This is a genomic window from Actinacidiphila sp. bgisy167, from assembly GCF_057707665.1.
Genome location: NZ_JBYIQP010000002.1, coordinates 74268 through 92495, shown reverse-complemented (window position 1 = coordinate 92495; position 18228 = coordinate 74268). Strand labels below are relative to the sequence as shown.

The window sequence follows — 18228 nt, the reverse complement described above, 5'->3', positions numbered from 1 at the left end:
CGTCACTGGCTCCAGATCTTCTGCGCGCCGCGCTGCCACGTGGTGAGGATGGAGCCGATCTCCTTGGGCTTGGCCAGGTAGTGCACCAGCGCGGTGTCGGCGGTCGGCTGGAGGGCGTCGCTGGAGTCGCGGTTGAAGAACTGCGTCACATCGGAGGCGCTCTCGATGAGCTTGCGGCCCTTGACCACCAGCGGGGTGCCGGCGTCCTTGGCGTCCGGGTGGGTGGGCAGCGCGGTGCCGGAGGAGTTCTTGAGGTAGAGCTCCTGCGCCTCGGCGGTGGCCAGGTAGCTCAGCAGCTCCTTGACGCCGTCGGCGCGCTTGCTGCGGGCGCTGGCGAAGTAGCCGTCGGTGGGCGCCTCCTCGGCGACCGGAACCTTGGGGTCGATGATGGGGAACTGGAAGAAGTCCAGGTCGCCCAGGGCGTCCTTCGGCGCGGCGTCGGCGAAGAAGGTGCCGATGAGCATCATGCCGGTGCGGCCCTGCAGCAGGGCGGTGGTGGCGTCCTGGAACGGTATCGCCGTGCCGTTCGGGTCGAAGAACGGGCGGGCCTGGTCCCACGTGTCGAAGACCTTGCGGACCTCGGGGTCGTCGAAGCGGTGCTTGCCCGCCAGCAGTTCGCGGTGGTAAGTGGCTCCGTTGACGCGGATGTTGAGGTAGTCGAACCACGCGGAGGCGACCCACGGGGTGTCGCCGCCGGCGCCGAGGCCGATCGGGGCGACGCCCTTGCTCTTGAGCTTGTCGCACAGATCGAGGAACTCGTCCCAGTTCTTCGGCTCCTGCACGCCCCACTTGGCGAAGTGGGACTTCCGGTAGAACATGCCCCACCAGTAGTAACTGGTGGGCACGAAGACCTTCTTGCCGCTGGAGGCGGAGGTGGACAGCTTCTTCAGGGCGTCGGTGTAGCCGGACAGCTCGGGCTTGGCCCAGATGTCGTCCAGGTCGAGGAGCAAGTCCTTCTTGGCGTACGACTCGGCGACGGAGCCCGGGTACCAGGTGTAGATGTCCGGCGGGTTGGCCGAGGTGAGGTACGTCGGCAGCTGGGTGCGGAAGGTCTCCGACGCGACGGTGTTGAGCTTCGCCTCGGCGCCGCCGCGCTTGTTGAAGGCGGCCACGAGCTGCTGCATCGAGCTCTTCGCCTGCGGGGAGGAGAGGTTGGACTGCAGGGTCACCGGGCCGCCGGACTTTCCTCCGGAGGCGGACGGGCTCTGGGTGACGCAGCTGCTGAGCAGCGCGCCGGTGCCGACGGCGCCGGAGACGGCGAGGAACCGGCGGCGACTGGCGTTGAAGGCGGTCATCTGTGCACTCCCTTAGTGCCCACGGAACGGAGCTGAGGCCCCCTGACGGCCCGGCTCTTGGTGCGGCAGGCACAGCCTGTCGCAGGGGTCAGCGTCCCGTCAAGATTAATTAGTAATTTATTTCTGTGGGGCGTCGCGGGCCCCGCAAGGCCCTTCAGGCGCCCCCGCCGGCACGGGCCGACGCGCACCGCAGCAAGCCGACACGGCCGAGACAGGCCCGACGGCGGACACAGCGGCGGAGGAACGGGGGTGGAGCAGGTGCCGCACCGTGACGCCGCGACGTCGCGCCGGGCGCCGGTGCCACGGCGGAAACTGTGGCCGGACCCCGGAAGCCTGTCAATATTAATTGCTAATTAACTTAAAAACGGGATCTGCCGGTGACCTGCCGGGCACGCGCCGCCCCGAGCCGCGCCGCCTTCCGCGGACCCCTAGGATGCCGCGATGCCCCGCCCCCGCCTGGTCGCCACCGATCTCGACGGCACGCTGCTGCGCGACGACGGCACGCTCTCCACCCGCACGCTGGACGCCCTGCGCACCACGTCCGGCGCCGGCGCCGAGGTCGTCCTCGTGACCGCCCGGCCGCCCCGCTACCTCGACGCGCTCGCGGCCGCCACCGGCCTCACCGGGACCGCGGTGTGCTCCAACGGCGCGATCGTGTACGACATCGCCGGACGCACCGTCACGGGGTCTACCCCGCTCGCCGCCTCCGTCGCACGAATGGTCGCCGCCGCGCTGCGGGACGCGGCACCCGGCGTCGGGTTCGCCGTGGAGACGGGCCACCATCTGCGCTGGGCACCGGGGTACGGGCACCACCTGCCCGAGGACGCGGACGCCGAACTCCCCGTGCGCTCGCTCGCCGAACTGTGGACGGCCCCGGGCCCCGTGGTGAAGCTGCTCGCCTGGTCGCCCGCGCTCGACGCGGACGCGCTGCTCGCCGTCGCGGAACAGGCCGCCCGTGGCCGGGCCCAGTTCACCCATTCCGGCGGCCGCGGCCTGCTGGAGGTCAGCGCCCTCGGCGTCACCAAGGCGGCCGCCCTCGCGGCCCTGTGCGCGGACCGCGGCATCCCCGCCGAGCGGGTCGTCGCCTTCGGCGACATGCCAAACGACCTGCCCGTTCTGACCTGGGCGGGCACCGCGTGCGCCGTCGCCAACGCCCACCCGGCCGCGCTCGCGGCGGTCCCCCACCGCACGGCCTCCAACGAGGACGACGGCGTGGCCCGCGTCCTGGAGCGGCTCTTCGGAGCAGGAGCGCGGGAGCGCTGACACACCGAAGGGCGATTCCCGGGAGTTCACACCGTCCGGACTGGGTCAGCCGATTCCGTCCGTGCCGCCCGCGCCCTGCGCCGCCTCGCGCAGCGCGTCGAGCACGGGGCGCAGCAGCGGGTGGTCCTCGGCGCCGCGGCGGACCGCGGCGAAGACCCGGCGGGTGGCGACGACGTCGTCGACGGGCCGGACGGCGACGTCGGACAGATCCATGTCGCGCAGCGCGCTGCGCGGGACGAGAGCCACGCCCGCGCCCGCCGCCGCGAGGGCGACGACCGCGCGGAAGTCGTCGGAGGAGTGCTCGAGACGGGGCTGGAACCCGGCGTACTCGCACGCCAGGACCACCACGTCGTGGCAGGGGTTGCCGGGGTAGGGGCCGATCCAGGTCTCGCCGGCGAGGTCGGCGACGCGAACGGAGCCCGTCCCGGCGTCGGCGAGGCGGTGCCCCGACGGGAGGACGGCGTCGAAGGGCTCGGCGTACAGGGGGACGCGGGAGAGCCGCTGGTCGTCGGCGCGGGGGGCGCCCCGGTACTCGACGGCGACGGCGATCCCGGCGCGGCCGTCGAGCACCATGGGCAGCGACTCGTCGCCCTCGGCGTCGCGCACCCGCACGCGGATGCCCGGGGCGGTGCCGCCGAGCGCGGCGATGGCGGGGGCGAGCACCAGCGCGATGCCGGTGGCGAAGGAGGCCACCGTCACCTCTCCGGCCGCGCCGGAGGTGTAGGCGGCCAGCTCGGCCTCGGCGCGTTCGAGCTGGGCGAGGACGGTGTTGGCGTGGGTGAGCAGGATCTCGCCGGCGGGGGTGAGCTGGACGCCGCGGCCGCCGCGCTCCAGCAGCCGGTGGCCGGTCTCGTGCTCCAGGGCCGCGAGCTGCTGGGAGACCGCGGAGGGGGTCAGGTACAGGGCCGCGGCCGCGGCGGTCACCGTTCGGTGGTCCGCCACGGCCCTCAGGGTCCGCAGCCGTCGTGCGTCAATCACCCATTCATCCTGCCAGGGCCTCGCGCGCGGCGATGAACGCGTCCACCGCCTTCTCTACGTCCGCGGTGGAGTGCGCGGCCGACAGCTGGACCCGGATGCGGGCCTGGCCGTGCGGCACGACGGGGTAGGAGAAGCCGATGACGTAGACGCCGCGCTCCAGCAGCAGCTCCGCCATACGGCCCGCCTTGGCGGCGTCACCGATCATGACCGGGGCGATGGGGTGCTCGCCGGGCAGGATCTCGAATCCGGCCTCGGTCATACGGGAGCGGAAGAGCGCGGTGTTCTCCGCGAGGCGGGTGCGCAGCTCCTCGGAGTCCTCGATCAGGTCGAGGACCTTCAGGGAGGCGGCGGCGATGACCGGCGCGAGGGAGTTGGAGAACAGGTACGGGCGCGAGCGCTGGCGCAGCAGCGCGACGATCTCCGCGCGGGCCGCGACATAGCCGCCGGAGGCCCCGCCGAGGGCCTTGCCGAGGGTGCCGGTGATGATGTCGACGCGGTCCATCACCCCGTGCAGGGCGTGGGTGCCGCGGCCGCCCGGGCCGGTGAAGCCCACCGCGTGGGAGTCGTCGACCATGACCATGGCGTCGTAGCGGTCGGCGAGGTCGCAGATCTCGTCCAGCGGCGCGATGTAGCCGTCCATCGAGAAGACGCCGTCGGTGACGATCAGGCGGCGGCGGGCGTCGGACGCCTCCTTCAGGCGCGCCTCCAGCTCGGCCATGTCCCGGTTGGCGTAGCGCAGGCGGCGGGCCTTGGACAGCCGGATGCCGTCGATGATGCTGGCGTGGTTGAGCGCGTCGGAGATGACGGCGTCGTTCGCGTCGAGGAGGGTCTCGAAGACGCCGCCGTTGGCGTCGAAGCAGGAGCTGTAGAGGATCGTGTCCTCGGTGCCGAGGAAGGCGGAAAGGCGCGCCTCGAGCTCCTTGTGGACCTCCTGGGTGCCGCAGATGAAGCGAACGGAGGCCATGCCGTAACCCCAGCGGTCCAGGGCCTCCTTGGCGGCGGCGGTGACCTCGGGGTGGTCGGCGAGGCCGAGGTAGTTGTTGGCGCAGAAGTTGAGGACGTCGCCGGGGACGCCGCCGCCGGTGACCGAGACGGAGGCGTTCTGCGGGCTGCCGATCACGCGCTCGGGCTTGAAGAGCCCGGCCTCGCGGATCTCGTCGAGGGTGCCGCGCAGGTCGTCGCGGACGGAGTCGAACATCGGGAGTCTCCCTGGGAAGCTGCGGGTGGTGCGGTGGGGCCGTGCCCTCGGGGCCGGGAGGGGTCAGGAGGTCCAGTCCAGGACGATCTTGCCGCACCGGCCGCTCGCGGCGTCGTCGAAGGCGGCGTCGAAGTCGCGGTAGGAGTAGCGGCCGGTGACCACCGGGGCGATGTCGAGGCCGCCCTCCAGCAGCACGGACATGGCGTACCAGGTCTCGAACATCTCACGGCCGTAGATGCCCTTGATGGTGATCATCGACGTGACGATCTTGGCGAAGTCCACGGAGAAGTCCTCCGCGGGCAGGCCGAGCATCGCGATGCGGCCGCCGTTCGTCATGTTGGCGATCATGTCGCGCATGGCCTCGGGGCGGCCGGACATCTCCAGGCCGATGTCGAAGCCCTCGCGCAGGCCGAGCTCGCGCTGCCCCTCGGCGATGGTGGTCTCGGCGACGTTCAGGGCGAGGCTGACGCCGACCTTGCGGGCCAGCTGCAGGCGGTACTCGCTGACGTCGGTGATGACGACGTTGCGCGCGCCGGCGTGCTTGGCGACGGCGGCGGCCATGATGCCGATCGGCCCGGCCCCGGTGATCAGCACGTCCTCGCCGACCAGCGGGAAGGACAGAGCGGTGTGGACGGCGTTGCCGAACGGGTCGAAGATCGCCGCGATGTCGAGGTCGACGGGGACCCGGTGCACCCACACGTTGGACGCGGGCAGCGCGACGTACTCGGCGAAGGCGCCGTCGCGGCCGACTCCCAGGCCGATCGTGTTGCGGCACAGGTGGCGGCGGCCGGCCAGGCAGTTGCGGCACTTGCCGCAGACGAGGTGGCCCTCGCCGCTGACGAGGTCGCCGGTCTTGATCTCGGCGACGTCGGAGCCGACGGCCGCCACCTCGCCGACGAACTCGTGGCCGAGCACGAGCGGCGTGGCCACGGCCTGCTGGGCCCAGCCGTCCCAGGCACGGATGTGCAGGTCGGTGCCGCAGATCCCGGTCCGCAGCACCTTGATGAGGACGTCCCCGGGACCGATCTCCGGCTCCGGGACGTCCCGCAGCCACAGGCCGGGCTCGGCCTTCTCCTTCACCAGTGCCTTCACTCTTGCGACTCCTGCCGGCAGACGTTGTGGCCCGGCCCGCGCGGGGGGACGCGGACCGGGCGCGGGGGAGCCCGGGCGGGAGCGGCGGCGCCCGTCGGCGCCGGCTCGCGCGATGTGCCGGGCAGACGACAATCTGCCCGGCTTCGAGCGTTCAGTCCATCGATCTTTTCTTAAGCTCGGCAACAGCGCAGCTTCACGCTCGGCCGGAAGGGCGACACGGGCGGCTGCCGCCCGGCGGCGGCACGGCTCAGCGCGGGGCCAGCGCGGCCAGCTGCGCGGTGATCGTGCCGGTGTCCTGGAAGGTCAGGCCGAGGCGGGCGACGTGCTTCCAGCGCACGATGCCCTCCGCGTCCACGATGAAGACCGAGCGCTTCAGTCCGAGGCCCGGCATGGTGATGCCGTAGGCCCTGGCCACGGTGCGCTCGGTGTCGGCGAGCAGCGGGAAGCGCAGGTCACGCTTGCGGGCGAACTGCTCGTGGCTGTCGAGGTCGCTGAAGTTGACACCCCACACCGTCGCCCCGAGGTCGCGGAAGCGGTCCAGGTCGGAGGTGTAGGAGCAGAGCTGCTTGGTGCACACGGCCGAGTCGTCGCCGGGGTAGAAGGCGAGCACGACGGGCGCGCCGCGCTGCGCGGACAGGGAGTACCGGCCGCGCTCGGCGGTCGTTCCGTCGAGCAGGACTCCCGGAAGGGCGAAGTCGGGGGCGGGCGTGCCGATCTCGGGCACGGGCATGGCAGGTCTCCTCACAGGGGGCGGGCGCGGCGGCCGCGCCGTCCGGGGCTCGGTGCGCCGGAGAACCCGGAATTCCGGACCCTCGGGCTCCGGCGCGGGCTCCAGCTCGGGCCCGGGCTCCGGCTGTCCGGCGTCCCCGCGCGGGGGACGCGGCGCGGTCGCGCGATGCAGAACGTTCGTTCTTGGCGAGACGGTACGTGGTGCGTTCCGCTACCGTCAAGGACATGAGTGCCCCTGCCGCCGTCCCTCTGGCCACGCACGCCGCAGCCGGCGCACCGCCGCGCGACCGCATCCTGGCCACCGCGGCCCGGTTGTTCTACAGCGAGGGCATCCACGCCGTGGGAATGGACCGGATCGTCACGGAGGCGTCCACCACCAGGGCCACTCTCTACCGGCACTTCCTGGGCAAGGAGCAGCTCGTCCTGAGCTACATCCAGGCCACCGACGAGCAGATCCGCGCCTTCACCTCGGCCGCGCTCGAAGGCCTGGACCCGCGGGAGGCGGTGCTGGCGGTGGCCGGGGCGCTCGGCGACCAGCTGTGCGCGCCGGGCTTCCGCGGCTGCCCCTTCCTCAACGCGGCCGCGGAGTACCCGGACCTGTCGGACCCCGTCTCGCGCGCGATCGTCGCCCATCGTGACTGGCTGCGCGAACTGGTCGCCCGGCTGCTCGCGGAGGCGGGCGACCCCGAGCCCGCCGAGGACGCGGCGGACCTGATGATGCTGCGCGACGGCGCCGTGATGGCCGCCGCGCTCGGCGACGCGGATGCGGTGCGCGCCTCCCTGGCGCGGGCGGTCCGGCACGTCCTGGAGCGCGCCGGGGTGGTGTGACGCCGGCCGCGTGAGATCCACCGTTGGCCATGCCGACCGGGCTGGGCGGCGAGTGCGGGCGCGACGAACGGCCGCTACTTCGACGAGGACGGCCCGCCCTCTGGTAGCGGCCGGCCGCGTGGACCTCACACCGCGGTTCCGGCACACGCCCCGGCGCGCGAGTGCGCACGCCGCGCTGCCGCACCGGGGCGGCCGGGGCGGGGATCAGCCCGCGTGGGTGGAGAACAGCCCGCCGGTGGGGCCCTGCTTGTCGCCGCCCTGGGCCTTCTTCAGCGCGTTGGCCAGGCCCTCGATGGTCATGGACTGCAGGATGACGCGCCCGTCGCCCTCCAGGGTCGCCAGCGACAGCCCCTCGCCGCCGAAGACGGCGTTCATGATCCCCTGCCGGTTGAGGCCGCCGATGCGCTGCACCCCGTAACGCACGCCGTCCTCGAAGGCGACGATGCAGCCGGTGTCGACCTCGATGCGGCCGCCGAAGTCGGCCGGGTTGAGGTCGATGAAGTTGCCCGCACCGGCGATGATCACCGTGCCGCGGCCGGTGAACTTCTCCAGGATGAAGCCCTCGCCGCCGCTCATGCCGCTGCGGCCGCCCTGGAAGGCGATGCCGAAGTCGACGGTCGACTCCGCCGCCACGAAGGCGTCCTTCTCCGCGTACCAGGCGCGTGACCCGTCCAGTTCGAGGGTGCGCATCTCCCCGGGCAGGACACCCGCGAAGCCGACGGTGCCCTCACCGCCGCTCGCGGTGAAGTACTGGAAGGCGATGCTCTCGCCCGCCAGCACCCGCTGGCCGACCTGCATGGCCGTGCCCATCGCCTGGCGCAGCATGCCGCCCATGCCGCCGCCCGCACCGCCGCCCTCGGCGCGGCGCTGGGCGCCGGGGCCCGCCAGCCGGGTGTCCATGCTCACGTTCGCGGTCTTGAACAGGAACTTCCCCGCCTCGCAGTAGACGGTCTGGCCCGGCTGAAGGGTGCAGACGGCCATCTGCATGGCGTTGCCCACGATCTGCTGCTTGAGGGTCACTGCGGTACTCCGGTCGTTCTCGGCGTGCTCTCGTTCACACGGATGTACCGGACAACGAACGACCCGGACGATTCGGTTCCGCCTGTTCCCGCGGGCGGGCGGCGGAGGCGGCGGGCCGGCCGCCGGCGTCGAGGAAGCGGGCGAGCGGCAGGGTGGCGGCGCCGACGGTGACCGCGTCCGTCCCGAGCCGCCCCAGCTCGATGGAGGTCTGGGCGCAGGGGTGGTGCAGGGCGTACGCGGCGGTGGCCTCCCGGACGGCGCCGAGCAGGCGCGGGCCGATCATCAGGCCCGTCCAGCCGGACAGCACGATGCGCTCGGGGTTGAAGAGGTTGACGAGGTCGGCGATGCCGGCGCCGAGGTACTCGGCGGTCTCGTCGAGCAGCGCGACGGCGGCGGCGTCCCCGGCCTCGGCCGCGTTCAGGAGGGCGGCGATCGCGGCCTCCTCGCTGAGCCCGGCGGGCGCGTTCCAGCGTTCGATCAGCGCTTCGGCGCCCACATAGGCCTCCAGGCAGCCGCGGGCGCCGCAGCGGCAGCGCCGTCCGCCGACCTGCAGGGTGGTGTGGCCCCACTCCCCCGCGCTGCTGCTGGCCCCGCGGTACGGCGTGCCGTCGGCGACCACGCAGGCCCCGACCCCGGAGCCGAGCAGCGCGATCACCGCGTTGCGGGCGCCGCGTCCGGCGCCGAACCACATCTCGGCCTGGCCGAGGGTCTTGGCGCCGTTGTCGATGTGGAGCGGCAGCGCGGTGCCCTCGGCGAGCAGCGCGCCGAGGGGGACGGCTTCCCAGCCGATGGTCTGGCCGTGCACGACCGCCCCGGCGCCGCCGGCGCCCTGCTCGACGATGCCGGGCACGCCGATGCCGACGCCGAGCACGAGGGCGGGGTCGACGCGGGTGTCCTGCAGGACGACGGACAGGCCGTCGAGGATGAGCTGGACGACCAGGGCGACGTCGTGGCCGCTGTCGGCCAGCGGGCGGTCGGTGGAGGACAGTTCGGTGAGGGCGAGGTCGAAGAGGGTGACGCGGACGCGGGTCTCGCCGACGTCGACGCCGATGAGGAAGCCCTGGCGCGGTGCGACCTTGAGCATGACGCGGGGGCGGCCGCCGTCGGACTCGACCGAGCCGGCCTCCTCGACGACGCCGTCGGCGATGAGCTCGGCCACGACGTTGCTGATGGAGCCTGTGCTCAGTCCGGTGTCCCTCGCCAACTCCTGACGGCTGAGCGGTCCTTCGAAATACAGGTGCCGCAAGAGCGCCGAGCGGTTGCCCCGCCGCAGGTCGCGTACGGTCCGCTTGCCTCGGTCTGCCATGGTGCTCCCTCCCCGGCTGAATCTATCGCTGCGCCAAGTCTTGACGCCATGTTTCCTCAGACGTTAAATCACGCCTTGAATTAAGGCGTGACGTACTTCATTCCCCTAAGGCACCCACCCTGGAGAGGGACCCCCGGTCATGCACATCACCCGCACCACGGCCGCCGCGGCGCTCGCGGCCGCGCTCATCGCCTCCGCCACCGCGTGCGGCGGCGGCTCCTCGACCGACGGCAGCGGCAACGGCAGCCCCAAAGAGCTCACTTACTGGGCCAGCAACCAGGGCGCCAGCCTCGAAGCCGACAAGCAGACCCTGACGCCCGAACTCAAGAAGTTCGAGCAGCAGACCGGGATCAAGGTCAAGCTCGAGGTCATCCCGTGGTCCGACCTGCTCAACCGGATCCTCGCCGCCGCCACCTCCGGCCAGGGCCCCGACGTGCTCAACATCGGCAACACCTGGTCCGCCTCCCTGCAGGCCACCGGCGCCCTGCACCCCTTCGACGCCAAGGCGTTCGAAGCCATCGGCGGAAAGGACCGCTTCGTCCCCTCCGCTCTGGGCGCGACGGGCGCCGAGGGCAAGGACCCGGCCGCGGTGCCGCTGTACTCCCTCGCCTACGGCCTCTACTACAACAAGAAGATGTTCGCCGACGCGGGCATCGCCAACCCGCCCACCACGTGGGACGAGCTCGTCGCCGACGGCAAGAAGCTCACCAAGGGCGGGAAGTACGGCCTCGCCGTCGAGGGCGGCAACCTCTCCGAGAACGCCCACCACGCCTTCGTCTTCGGCAAGCAGCACGGCGCCGACTTCTTCGACGCCTCCGGCAAGCCGACCTTCACCACCCCGGAGGCCGTCGCCGCGGTCAAGCAGTACATCGACTTCATCGCCAAGGACAAGATCGCCGCCCCTGGCAACGCCGAGTACGCCGCCAACCAGTCCGTCGCCGACTTCGCCACCGGCAAGGCCGCCATGCTGCTGTGGCAGGCCGCCGGCTCCTCCCTGAAGTCCCACGGCATGAAGCCCGAGGACTACGGCGTCGCCCAGGTGCCGTTCCAGAGCGCGGGCGCCACCGGCGACACCGCGGTGAACTCGATGGTCGCGGGCATCAACCTGGCTGTCTTCAAGAAGACCGACAACCTCGACGGCGCGCTGAAGTTCGTGAAGTTCATGACCAGCGACGACGAGCAGAAGATCCTCAACGGCGCCTACGGCTCGCTCCCGCCGGTCAAGGCCGCCCAGTCCGACCCGGCCTTCGCCACCCCTGACCTGAAGGTCCTCGCGGACGCGCTCGCGGGCAGCGCGGCGCCGCTGCCGCAGGTGGCCAACGAGAGCCAGTTCGAGACCACCGTCGGCACGGCGATGAAGGACCTGTTCGCCGACGCCGCCGCCGGCCGCCCGGTCACCACCGAGAGCGTCAAGGCCGCCCTCGAAAAGGCCCAGCAGCAGATGCCGGCGTCGTGAGGACGAAGGAACCGATGACCGCCACCGTGCCGCCCGTGCGGCACAACTCCAAGGCGCCTTCCCCCGGCGGCCGCGAGGCCGCCGGGGGAAGGACCCCGCTGTCGCGGCTGCGCCCGCCGGCGCGGCTGCGGCGCGCGTCGCTCCCGTACGTCCTGCTACTGCCCGCCCTCGCGCTGGAACTGCTCATCCACCTGGTGCCGATGGTCGTCGGCGTGGTGATGAGCTTCAAGGAGCTCACCCAGTTCTTCATCAGCGACTGGTCGTCCGCCCCCTGGAAGGGCCTCGACAACTACCGCGTGGCGGTGGACTTCAACGCACCCGTCGGCGCGGACCTGCTGGGGTCCTTCCTCGTCACCTGCGAGTTCACGGTGCTGGCGGTCGGGCTGTCCTGGCTCTTCGGAACCGCCGCCGCGATCCTGATGCAGGACCGCTTCCGCGGTCGCGGTCTGCTGCGCGCGGTCTTCCTCGTGCCGTACGCGCTGCCCGTCTACGCGGCGGTGATCACCTGGTCGTTCATGTTCCAGCGGGACACCGGCATGATCAACCACGTGATCCACGACCAGCTGCACCTCACCGACGGCCGGCCCTTCTGGCTGATCGGCGACAACAGCTTCTTCGCGCTGGTGACGGTGTCGGTGTGGCGGCAGTGGCCGTTCGCGTTCCTGTGCCTGATGGCCGGCCTGCAGAACATCCCCCGCGAGCTGTACGAGGCGGCGGCGATGGACGGCGCCGGGATCTGGCAGCAGATCCGCCGGATCACCCTGCCGTCGCTGCGCCCGGTCAACCAGGTCCTGGTGCTGGTGCTGTTCCTGTGGACGTTCAACGACTTCAACACGCCCTATGTGCTGTTCGGCCGGGCGGCGCCGGACGCCGCGGACCTGATCTCGATCCACATCTACCAGTCGTCCTTCGTGACCTGGAACTTCGGCTCCGGCTCGGCGATGTCCGTGCTCCTGCTGCTCTTCCTGCTCGTCGTGACGGTGCTCTACCTGCTCGCCACCTCCCTGAGGAGGAAGGATGCCTGAGGTCCGCAGCCCCATGGCCGCGCCGCGCTCCTTCGTGTGGACCCGGCGGATCGTTCTGGCCGTGCTGACGGCCTTCGCGCTGGCGCCGGTGTTCGTCATGGTCGTCTCGTCGCTGAAGCCGCTGCAGGACGTGCAGGGCCCGTTCCGCTGGTTCCCCAGCGGTTTCACCCTGCGCCCGTACGCCGACATCTGGCACACCGTGCCGCTCGCCCGCTACTTCGTGAACTCGCTGGTCGTGGCGGGCGGGGCGACGATCTGCTCGGTCGCCGTGGCGGTCTTCGCGGCGTACGCGGTCAGCCGCTACGACTTCAAGGGCCGCCGCTTCTTCTCGGTGACGATCCTGTCCACCCAGATGTTCCCCGGCATCCTCTTCCTGCTGCCGCTCTTCCTGATCTTCGTCAACCTCGGCAACGCGACGGGCATCGCCCTGTACGGCAGCCGCGGCGGCCTGATCCTGACCTACCTCACCTTCTCGCTCCCCTTCTCCGTCTGGATGCTGGCGGGCTACTTCGACTCGATCCCCCGCGACCTGGACGAGGCCGCCATGGTCGACGGCTGCGGGCCGCTGGGAGCGCTGTTCCGGGTCGTCGTCCCGGCCGCCGTGCCCGGCATCGTCGCGGTCTGCGTGTACGCCTTCATGACGGCCTGGGGCGAGGTGCTGTTCGCCTCCGTCATGACCAACGACACCAGCCGCACGCTCGCCGTCGGCCTGCAGGGCTACGCCACGCAGACCGACGTGTACTGGAACCAGGTCATGGCCGCCTCGCTCGTGGTCAGCGTGCCCGTCGTCGCCGGGTTCCTGCTCCTGCAGCGCTACCTCGTCGCCGGGCTGACCGCCGGCGCCGTCAAGTGAGCCCCCACCCTCAGCACCCCCGAACGAAAGGCAGTCCGTGACCCTCGACCTCAGCGCCCTCCCCGACCAGTTCGTGTGGGGCGCCGCGACGGCCTCGTACCAGATCGAAGGAGCCGTGGCCGAGGACGGCCGAGCGCCCTCCATCTGGGACACCTTCTCCCGCACTCCGGGCAAGGTCGCGAACGGCGACACCGGTGACATCGCCTGCGACCACTACCACCGCGTGCCGGAGGACATCGGCCTGATGAGCCGGCTCGGCCTGGACGCGTACCGCTTCTCGATCGCCTGGCCGCGCGTGGTGCCGCAGGGCGGCGGCACCGTCAACCCCGCTGGCCTGGCCTTCTACGACCGCCTGGTCGACGCCCTGCTGGAGGCGGGCATCACCCCCTTCCCCACCCTCTACCACTGGGACCTGCCGCAGGCGCAGCAGGACCGCGGCGGCTGGCCGGAGCGCGAGACCGCGCTGCGCTTCGCCGACTACGCCGCCGTTGTGGCCGAGCGGCTCGGGGACCGGGTCACCCACTGGGCCACGCTCAACGAGCCGCTGTGCTCCGCCTGGATCGGCCACCTGCAGGGCGAGATGGCCCCCGGCCTCACCGACCTGACGGCCGCCGTCCGCGCCTCGTACCACCTGCACCTGGGCCACGGCCTGGCGGTTCAGGCGCTGCGCGCCGCTGTCCCGAACGCCCAGGTCGGCATCGTCAACAACCTCAGCCCCTGCGAGCCGGCCTCCGACCGGCCCGAGGACGTCGCGGCGGCGCTGCGCGCCGACGGGCACACCAACCGCTGGTGGCTGGACCCGATCCACGGCCGCGGCTACCCCGAGGACATGCTGGAGCTGTACGGGGTCGACCTGCCCGTCCAGGCGGGCGACATGGAGACCATCGCCGCGCCGCTGGACTGGCTGGGCCTCAACTACTACTTCCGGGACGTCGTCGCCGACGACCCCTCGGGGCCGGTCCCCCGCACCCGTGCCGTGCGTCTCCCGGACGTCCGCCGCACCGCGATGGACTGGGAGGTGCACGCCGACGGCCTGGAGCGGCTGCTGCTGCGGCTGACCGAGGAGTACGGCGCCCGCACGATCTACGTCACCGAGAACGGCTCGGCGTACGAGGACCGTGTCGGCCCCGACGGGCAGGTCCACGACCCGGAGCGCACCGCCTACCTGGAGGAGCACCTGGCGGCCTGCGCGCGCGCCGTGCGCGCAGGCGCCCCGCTCGCCGGCTACTTCGCCTGGTCGCTGCTGGACAACTTCGAATGGGCGTACGGCTACGCCAAGCGCTTCGGCCTCGTCCACGTCGACTACGCGACCCAGCGCCGGACCGTGAAGGGCAGCGGCCGCCGCTACGCCGACATCATCGCCGCCCACCGGCGCCGCGGCCGCAGCGCGGCCTGACGCCACCTCGGCGGCGGCTTCGACCTCTCGGCGTGCCTGCACCCAACGGTGCTCCGCACGCCGTGAGGGCTGGCCACCTCGCGTCGAGACGACGTTTGTCCGCTGGTCCGGGGCGCAGCCGGAGCGGGCCGCTGCCGGGCCGCGTGCCGACGGGCTCTCACACCCGCTTGGCTGGAGTGCTACCTGCCCAGAGCGGGCTTGCCCTGGGGTGAACCGGGTTGTCGCGCCTCATACCCGCCCGCTCGACAGCCGGATCCGGCGAACCAGGTACAGGTGGCTGCCCGGTACTGGACGGCCGGCGCCACGCTGAGAAGGTGCTCTCATCAGGTGGCTGCTGTAATGGAAGTGGCGACCTCTCACATGCCGCGGTCTGGGCCGTACCAAGGTTCGGTGCGTTCGCCGGCGGACATCGGAAGGCGCTGCAACTTCACGGGGCCAGGGTAGAAGGCTGCACTGTTGGGCCCGCTCATGTCCTCGCCGACAAGATAGCGGTAGAGCCATTCCACGAAAAGAATGCGGTGCTCTGCCCAGGTTTCGTGATAGCTCACCAGGAGCCTCGGAGCCTCGGAGGCAGCGATCAGGAAGATGGTCTCGCCTCTGTCGGTGCCCGCGATCGGCCACAGCCCGTTGGGGGTGCCAAAGCTCAGCTCGTCGAGTCCGAAGAGCTGGCGGGGGTCCTTGTCCGGGTCGAGATGGAGGTCGTCCCACGGCACCTCGGACCACGCCTTGATCGTGCTGCGCATGTGTTCGCCCAGGTTCCACCGTTCGGTCGCGGGGTGGTGGAGGTACAGGTGCCCGTTGATCTGGATGGGGGCGAACGCGTCCACGAGTGCCCTGTAGTCGGGCGGTAGTTCTATGCCGAGCTCTGCGTGGAGACGGTCCCAGGCAGCTGGGTCCGCGAAGCCGTTCTGGGCCGGGCCGAGCATCTCCAGCACGGCAGCCAGGTAGTCAGTCATGAGTTCCTCGACGGTGTGTCGTGGCACGGTCCCCCGCCTTGGGCCGCACCCTTTGGAGCCGCACTCTACGGATCACGTCGAGGTGATGACCTTCACAAGTCTGCGGTAGCAGATCAGAGCGGCGGGGATGCCGGCGAACGCGAGGAAGTGTCCTGCCTTGCGTTCGTACCGACGGTGCAGGCGATGTTGCGGCGCGCGGCGTGCCCCGACAAAACCGCGTCCCCGTATGCCGCTTGCCGGGCGGTCGGCGCCGCGGTCCCGGGCGCTCAGGCCAGGTCCTCCCAGCGCCGGGCCAGGCGGGCGGCGCCCGTTTCGGTGAGCGAGCCCCACAGGCGCAGGCGGGCGACGCCGCCGTCGGGGTAGGTCTCCAGGCGTACGTGGGTGGCGGGCGGGACGTCGACGACGAAGCGGTGGACGGTGTCGGGCCGCAGGGGGCAGCGCGGCACGATCTCGAACCAGTCGCCGTGCTCTCCGTCCCGGCCGAGCAGGGCGGCCCAGCCGGGGGCGTTGCCCTTGTAGTAGGCGGTGTCGATCTCGACGGCGCGGACGGTGCCCTGCCCGGCGAGGCGGTAGCGCACCCAGTCGTGGCCCTTGTCGCGGCGCCGGCGGGTCTCCCAGCCGTCGCCCATGCGGTGCGACCTGCCCGGCAGGACGAGGTTGACCGGGGAGGAGTAGAAGCGGTCCGAGACGTCCTCGGGGGCGCCGCCGTTCTCCAGCGCGACCAGGTCGAAGGTGCCAAGCGCGGACAGCCACGCCGGGTCGGGGACGACCTCGCCGTGGACGCGCAGCCTGGCGATGCCGCCGTCGGGGAACTGCTTGAGCCGCAGGTGGGTGAAGCGGCGTTCGACGGCCACCTCGAATCCGTTGGCGGCATGGCCGCCGACGGCCGTACGGGGCACCAGTTCCGTCCACCGCACACCGTCGCCGAGCAGGTCCGCGGGCGCGGCGGACAGCGGTGCGCAGACGGCCTCGAGGGCGATCTCCGCGGGATGGTTGCCGCGGAAGTGGGCGGTGTCCACGACCACGCCGCGTACGACGCCGGGGGCGGCGAGGCGGATCAGCGCCCAGTCGTGCTCGGCGTCGCCGGGGTGCGGGCTGTCAGGGCCGGTGCCGCGCCGGCGGCGGGTCTCCCAGCCGTCCATGACCTGGCCCTTGTGTCCGAAGTGCCCGGGTCGGAACTCCGCGCGTCCTGGGACGAGCAGGTTCTCCCGTTCGGCGAAGAACTCGTCGCTGGCGGCGGTCACCGCGGCGCCCAGCCGCCGGTCGGCGAGGTCGACGAGACGTGTGAAGGACAGGTCGGCGCCCCGGTAGTCGGCGTAGGGGTCGCCTCCGCCGTAGGGCTGGGCGGCGCCGGTGTGCCGGGGGACGGCGGTCATGCGTTCTCCCTTGCGATGAGGCGGCCGCAGGGGTGGGCGGCCGCGCCGTGGCCGGCGATCTGCTCCCCGCGCAGCCAGGTGCTGCGCACCACCCCGGTGAGGGTGCGGCCCGCGTAGGCGGTGACCGGGTTGCGGTGGTGGAGCGCCGCCGGGTCCACGGTGAAGCTCTCGTCGGGCGCCAGGACGGCGAAGTCGGCGTCGTGGCCCGGGGCGACGGCGCCCTTGGTGCTGAGCCCGGCGAGGCGTGCCGGGCCCGACGCCATCCAGCGGACCACGTCGGTGAGTGCGGCGCCTCGCCGGCGGGCGTCGGTCCAGACCGCGGGCAGGCCGAGTTGCAGGGAGGAGATGCCGCCCCACGCCGCGCCGAAGTCCCCGGTGTCGAGATGCTTGAGGTCGGCGGTGGAGGGCGAGTGGTCGGACACGACGCAGTCGACGGTGCCGTCGAGCAGGCCCTGCCACAGCGCCTCCCGGTTGCCCGACTCGCGGATCGGCGGGCAGCACTTGAACACCGTCGCGCCGTCCGGGACCTCCTCGGCGGTGAGCGTCAGGTAGTGCGGGCAGGTCTCGGCCGTCAGGCGTACGCCGTCGCGGCGGGCGGCGGCGATCAGGGGCAGGGCCTCGGCGGAGGACAGGTGCAGGACGTGCACCCGGCAGTCCACACGGCGGGCGAGGTCGATCAGCGCCTCGACGGCGGCGTTCTCGGCGGCGCGGGGACGGGAGGCGAGGAATCCGGCGTACGCCCGGCCGGAGGGCGGCGGGGCGGCGTCGATGAGCCGGGGGTCCTCGGCATGGACGATCAGCAGGCCGTCGAAGCGGGCGATCTCCCGCATCGCCGCCTCCAGTTCGACCGGGGCCAGCGGCGGGAACTCGTCGACCCCGGAGGGCAGCAGGAAGCACTTGAAGCCGAAGACCCCCGCGTCGTGCAGAGGACGCAGATCGCCGGCGTTGCCGGGGACGGCGCCGCCCCAGAACCCGACGTCGGTGTGGACCCGGCCGCGGGCGGTGGCGCGCTTGACCTCCAGATGGGCGGCGGTGGTGGTCGGCGGGACGCTGTTGAGCGGCATGTCGACCAGCGTCGTGACGCCGCCGGCCGCGGCCGCCCGGGTGGCGGTCGCGAAGCCCTCCCACGCGGTGCGGCCGGGCTCGTTGACGTGGACGTGGGTGTCGACGAGGCCGGGGAGCAGGGCGTCCGTGCCGAGGTCGACCAGACGGGCGCCCGCCGGGGGCTCGCCCCCGTACGGCAGAACGGCGGCGATCCGGCCGCCCGCGACGGCCACGTCGGCGGCGCGTTCGCCGTGCGGGGTGACCACCCGCGGTGAACGCAGGACGAGTTCGATCCCGTCAGCGGCCTCGGACACGGGCTCCCCTTCCCCGACAAACGCCCAGGACGTCAACGTTCTGTTGAACCGCATCCTCCGCCCGCCCCCGAGCCACGTCAACCCCGCCCCGGGGGCACC

The 18228-nt window shown here is 72.1% G+C and carries 16 protein-coding genes; 6 read left to right on the top strand and 10 right to left on the bottom strand.

Going from position 1 to position 18228, the window contains the following annotated elements; translation table 11 throughout:
* Window positions 1-2 precede the first annotated feature (2 nt).
* Complete coding sequence (locus AC3ET4_RS01465) at window positions 3-1295, bottom strand: ABC transporter substrate-binding protein (protein ID WP_431944954.1); 1293 nt, start codon at window positions 1293-1295, stop codon at window positions 3-5.
* Window positions 1296-1736: 441 nt separating this feature from the next.
* Here AC3ET4_RS01465 and AC3ET4_RS01460 point away from each other — a divergent pair, with 441 nt between their 5' ends.
* Entirely contained in the window at window positions 1737-2558 is an 822-nt protein-coding gene (locus AC3ET4_RS01460; protein WP_431944953.1) for an HAD hydrolase family protein, read from the top strand.
* 45 nt (window positions 2559-2603) lie between these two features.
* Here AC3ET4_RS01460 and AC3ET4_RS01455 read toward each other — a convergent pair whose 3' ends face one another.
* From AC3ET4_RS01455 to AC3ET4_RS01440, 4 genes are all read right to left on the bottom strand, one after another.
* A complete protein-coding gene (locus tag AC3ET4_RS01455; RefSeq protein ID WP_431944951.1) occupies window positions 2604-3536 on the bottom strand; it encodes a LysR family transcriptional regulator in 933 nt (310 codons plus the stop codon).
* Between the two features lie 4 nt (window positions 3537-3540).
* On the bottom strand, window positions 3541-4734 hold the full coding sequence (locus AC3ET4_RS01450) for a glycine C-acetyltransferase (RefSeq protein WP_431944949.1): 1194 nt from the start codon (window positions 4732-4734) through the stop codon (window positions 3541-3543).
* A gap of 63 nt (window positions 4735-4797) precedes the next feature.
* Window positions 4798-5826, bottom strand: coding sequence for an L-threonine 3-dehydrogenase (tdh, locus tag AC3ET4_RS01445; RefSeq protein ID WP_431944947.1), 1029 nt, complete (start codon window positions 5824-5826; stop codon window positions 4798-4800).
* Window positions 5827-6073: 247 nt separating this feature from the next.
* Window positions 6074-6556, bottom strand: coding sequence for a peroxiredoxin (locus tag AC3ET4_RS01440; protein ID WP_431944945.1), 483 nt, complete (start codon window positions 6554-6556; stop codon window positions 6074-6076).
* A gap of 224 nt (window positions 6557-6780) precedes the next feature.
* On the opposite strand from AC3ET4_RS01440, the gene AC3ET4_RS01435 reads away from it, so the two are divergent.
* Window positions 6781-7383, top strand: coding sequence for a TetR/AcrR family transcriptional regulator (locus AC3ET4_RS01435; protein ID WP_431944943.1), 603 nt, complete (start codon window positions 6781-6783; stop codon window positions 7381-7383).
* A gap of 204 nt (window positions 7384-7587) precedes the next feature.
* Here the strand turns inward: AC3ET4_RS01435 and AC3ET4_RS01430 are convergent, their stop codons facing one another.
* Window positions 7588-8403 carry an AIM24 family protein gene (locus tag AC3ET4_RS01430; protein WP_431944941.1) on the bottom strand — a complete coding sequence of 272 codons (816 nt, stop codon included), beginning with the start codon at window positions 8401-8403 and terminating at the stop codon, window positions 7588-7590.
* Window positions 8404-8437: 34 nt separating this feature from the next.
* Window positions 8438-9709 carry an ROK family transcriptional regulator gene (locus tag AC3ET4_RS01425; RefSeq protein WP_431944939.1) on the bottom strand — a complete coding sequence of 424 codons (1272 nt, stop codon included), beginning with the start codon at window positions 9707-9709 and terminating at the stop codon, window positions 8438-8440.
* Window positions 9710-9848: 139 nt separating this feature from the next.
* Here AC3ET4_RS01425 and AC3ET4_RS01420 point away from each other — a divergent pair, with 139 nt between their 5' ends.
* Genes AC3ET4_RS01420 through AC3ET4_RS01405 form a run of 4 tightly spaced genes read left to right on the top strand, consistent with a single transcriptional unit; the run spans window position 9849 to window position 14439 of the window.
* On the top strand, window positions 9849-11165 hold the full coding sequence (locus tag AC3ET4_RS01420; RefSeq protein ID WP_431944937.1) for an ABC transporter substrate-binding protein: 1317 nt from the start codon (window positions 9849-9851) through the stop codon (window positions 11163-11165).
* Between the two features lie 14 nt (window positions 11166-11179).
* Window positions 11180-12190 carry a carbohydrate ABC transporter permease gene (locus tag AC3ET4_RS01415; protein ID WP_431944935.1) on the top strand — a complete coding sequence of 337 codons (1011 nt, stop codon included), beginning with the start codon at window positions 11180-11182 and terminating at the stop codon, window positions 12188-12190.
* Complete coding sequence (locus tag AC3ET4_RS01410; protein WP_431944933.1) at window positions 12183-13043, top strand: carbohydrate ABC transporter permease; 861 nt, start codon at window positions 12183-12185, stop codon at window positions 13041-13043. The genes AC3ET4_RS01415 and AC3ET4_RS01410 overlap by 8 nt, the downstream gene beginning before the upstream one ends.
* Window positions 13044-13080: 37 nt before the next feature.
* Window positions 13081-14439 (top strand): GH1 family beta-glucosidase, encoded by a 1359-nt coding sequence (locus AC3ET4_RS01405; RefSeq protein ID WP_431944931.1) that lies wholly within the window; start codon window positions 13081-13083, stop codon window positions 14437-14439.
* Between the two features lie 356 nt (window positions 14440-14795).
* Here the strand turns inward: AC3ET4_RS01405 and AC3ET4_RS01400 are convergent, their stop codons facing one another.
* The 3 genes from AC3ET4_RS01400 to allB form a co-directional block, all read right to left on the bottom strand.
* Window positions 14796-15395, bottom strand: a complete 600-nt coding sequence (locus AC3ET4_RS01400; RefSeq protein WP_431944929.1) for an SMI1/KNR4 family protein — start codon at window positions 15393-15395, stop codon at window positions 14796-14798.
* Window positions 15396-15661: 266 nt separating this feature from the next.
* Entirely contained in the window at window positions 15662-16771 is a 1110-nt protein-coding gene (gene alc, locus AC3ET4_RS01395; RefSeq protein WP_431944927.1) for an allantoicase, read from the bottom strand.
* Complete coding sequence (allB, locus tag AC3ET4_RS01390; RefSeq protein WP_431944925.1) at window positions 16768-18129, bottom strand: allantoinase AllB; 1362 nt, start codon at window positions 18127-18129, stop codon at window positions 16768-16770. The genes alc and allB overlap by 4 nt, the downstream gene beginning before the upstream one ends.
* Window positions 18130-18228: the final 99 nt, after the last annotated feature.

What these genes read in the sequence shown, in the direction of transcription:
- AC3ET4_RS01410 (WP_431944933.1), top strand. Translation starts at nt 12,183, where the DNA reads ATGCCTGAGGTCCGCAGCCCCATGGCCGCGCCGCGCTCCTTCGTGTGG.
- AC3ET4_RS01440 (WP_431944945.1), bottom strand. Translation starts at nt 6,556, where the DNA reads ATGCCCGTGCCCGAGATCGGCACGCCCGCCCCCGACTTCGCCCTTCCG.
- alc (WP_431944927.1), bottom strand. Translation starts at nt 16,771, where the DNA reads ATGACCGCCGTCCCCCGGCACACCGGCGCCGCCCAGCCCTACGGCGGA.
- AC3ET4_RS01460 (WP_431944953.1), top strand. Translation starts at nt 1,737, where the DNA reads ATGCCCCGCCCCCGCCTGGTCGCCACCGATCTCGACGGCACGCTGCTG.
- AC3ET4_RS01400 (WP_431944929.1), bottom strand. Translation starts at nt 15,395, where the DNA reads ATGACTGACTACCTGGCTGCCGTGCTGGAGATGCTCGGCCCGGCCCAG.
- AC3ET4_RS01465 (WP_431944954.1), bottom strand. Translation starts at nt 1,295, where the DNA reads ATGACCGCCTTCAACGCCAGTCGCCGCCGGTTCCTCGCCGTCTCCGGC.
- AC3ET4_RS01435 (WP_431944943.1), top strand. Translation starts at nt 6,781, where the DNA reads ATGAGTGCCCCTGCCGCCGTCCCTCTGGCCACGCACGCCGCAGCCGGC.
- AC3ET4_RS01415 (WP_431944935.1), top strand. Translation starts at nt 11,180, where the DNA reads ATGACCGCCACCGTGCCGCCCGTGCGGCACAACTCCAAGGCGCCTTCC.
- AC3ET4_RS01425 (WP_431944939.1), bottom strand. Translation starts at nt 9,709, where the DNA reads ATGGCAGACCGAGGCAAGCGGACCGTACGCGACCTGCGGCGGGGCAAC.
- AC3ET4_RS01450 (WP_431944949.1), bottom strand. Translation starts at nt 4,734, where the DNA reads ATGTTCGACTCCGTCCGCGACGACCTGCGCGGCACCCTCGACGAGATC.
- AC3ET4_RS01420 (WP_431944937.1), top strand. Translation starts at nt 9,849, where the DNA reads ATGCACATCACCCGCACCACGGCCGCCGCGGCGCTCGCGGCCGCGCTC.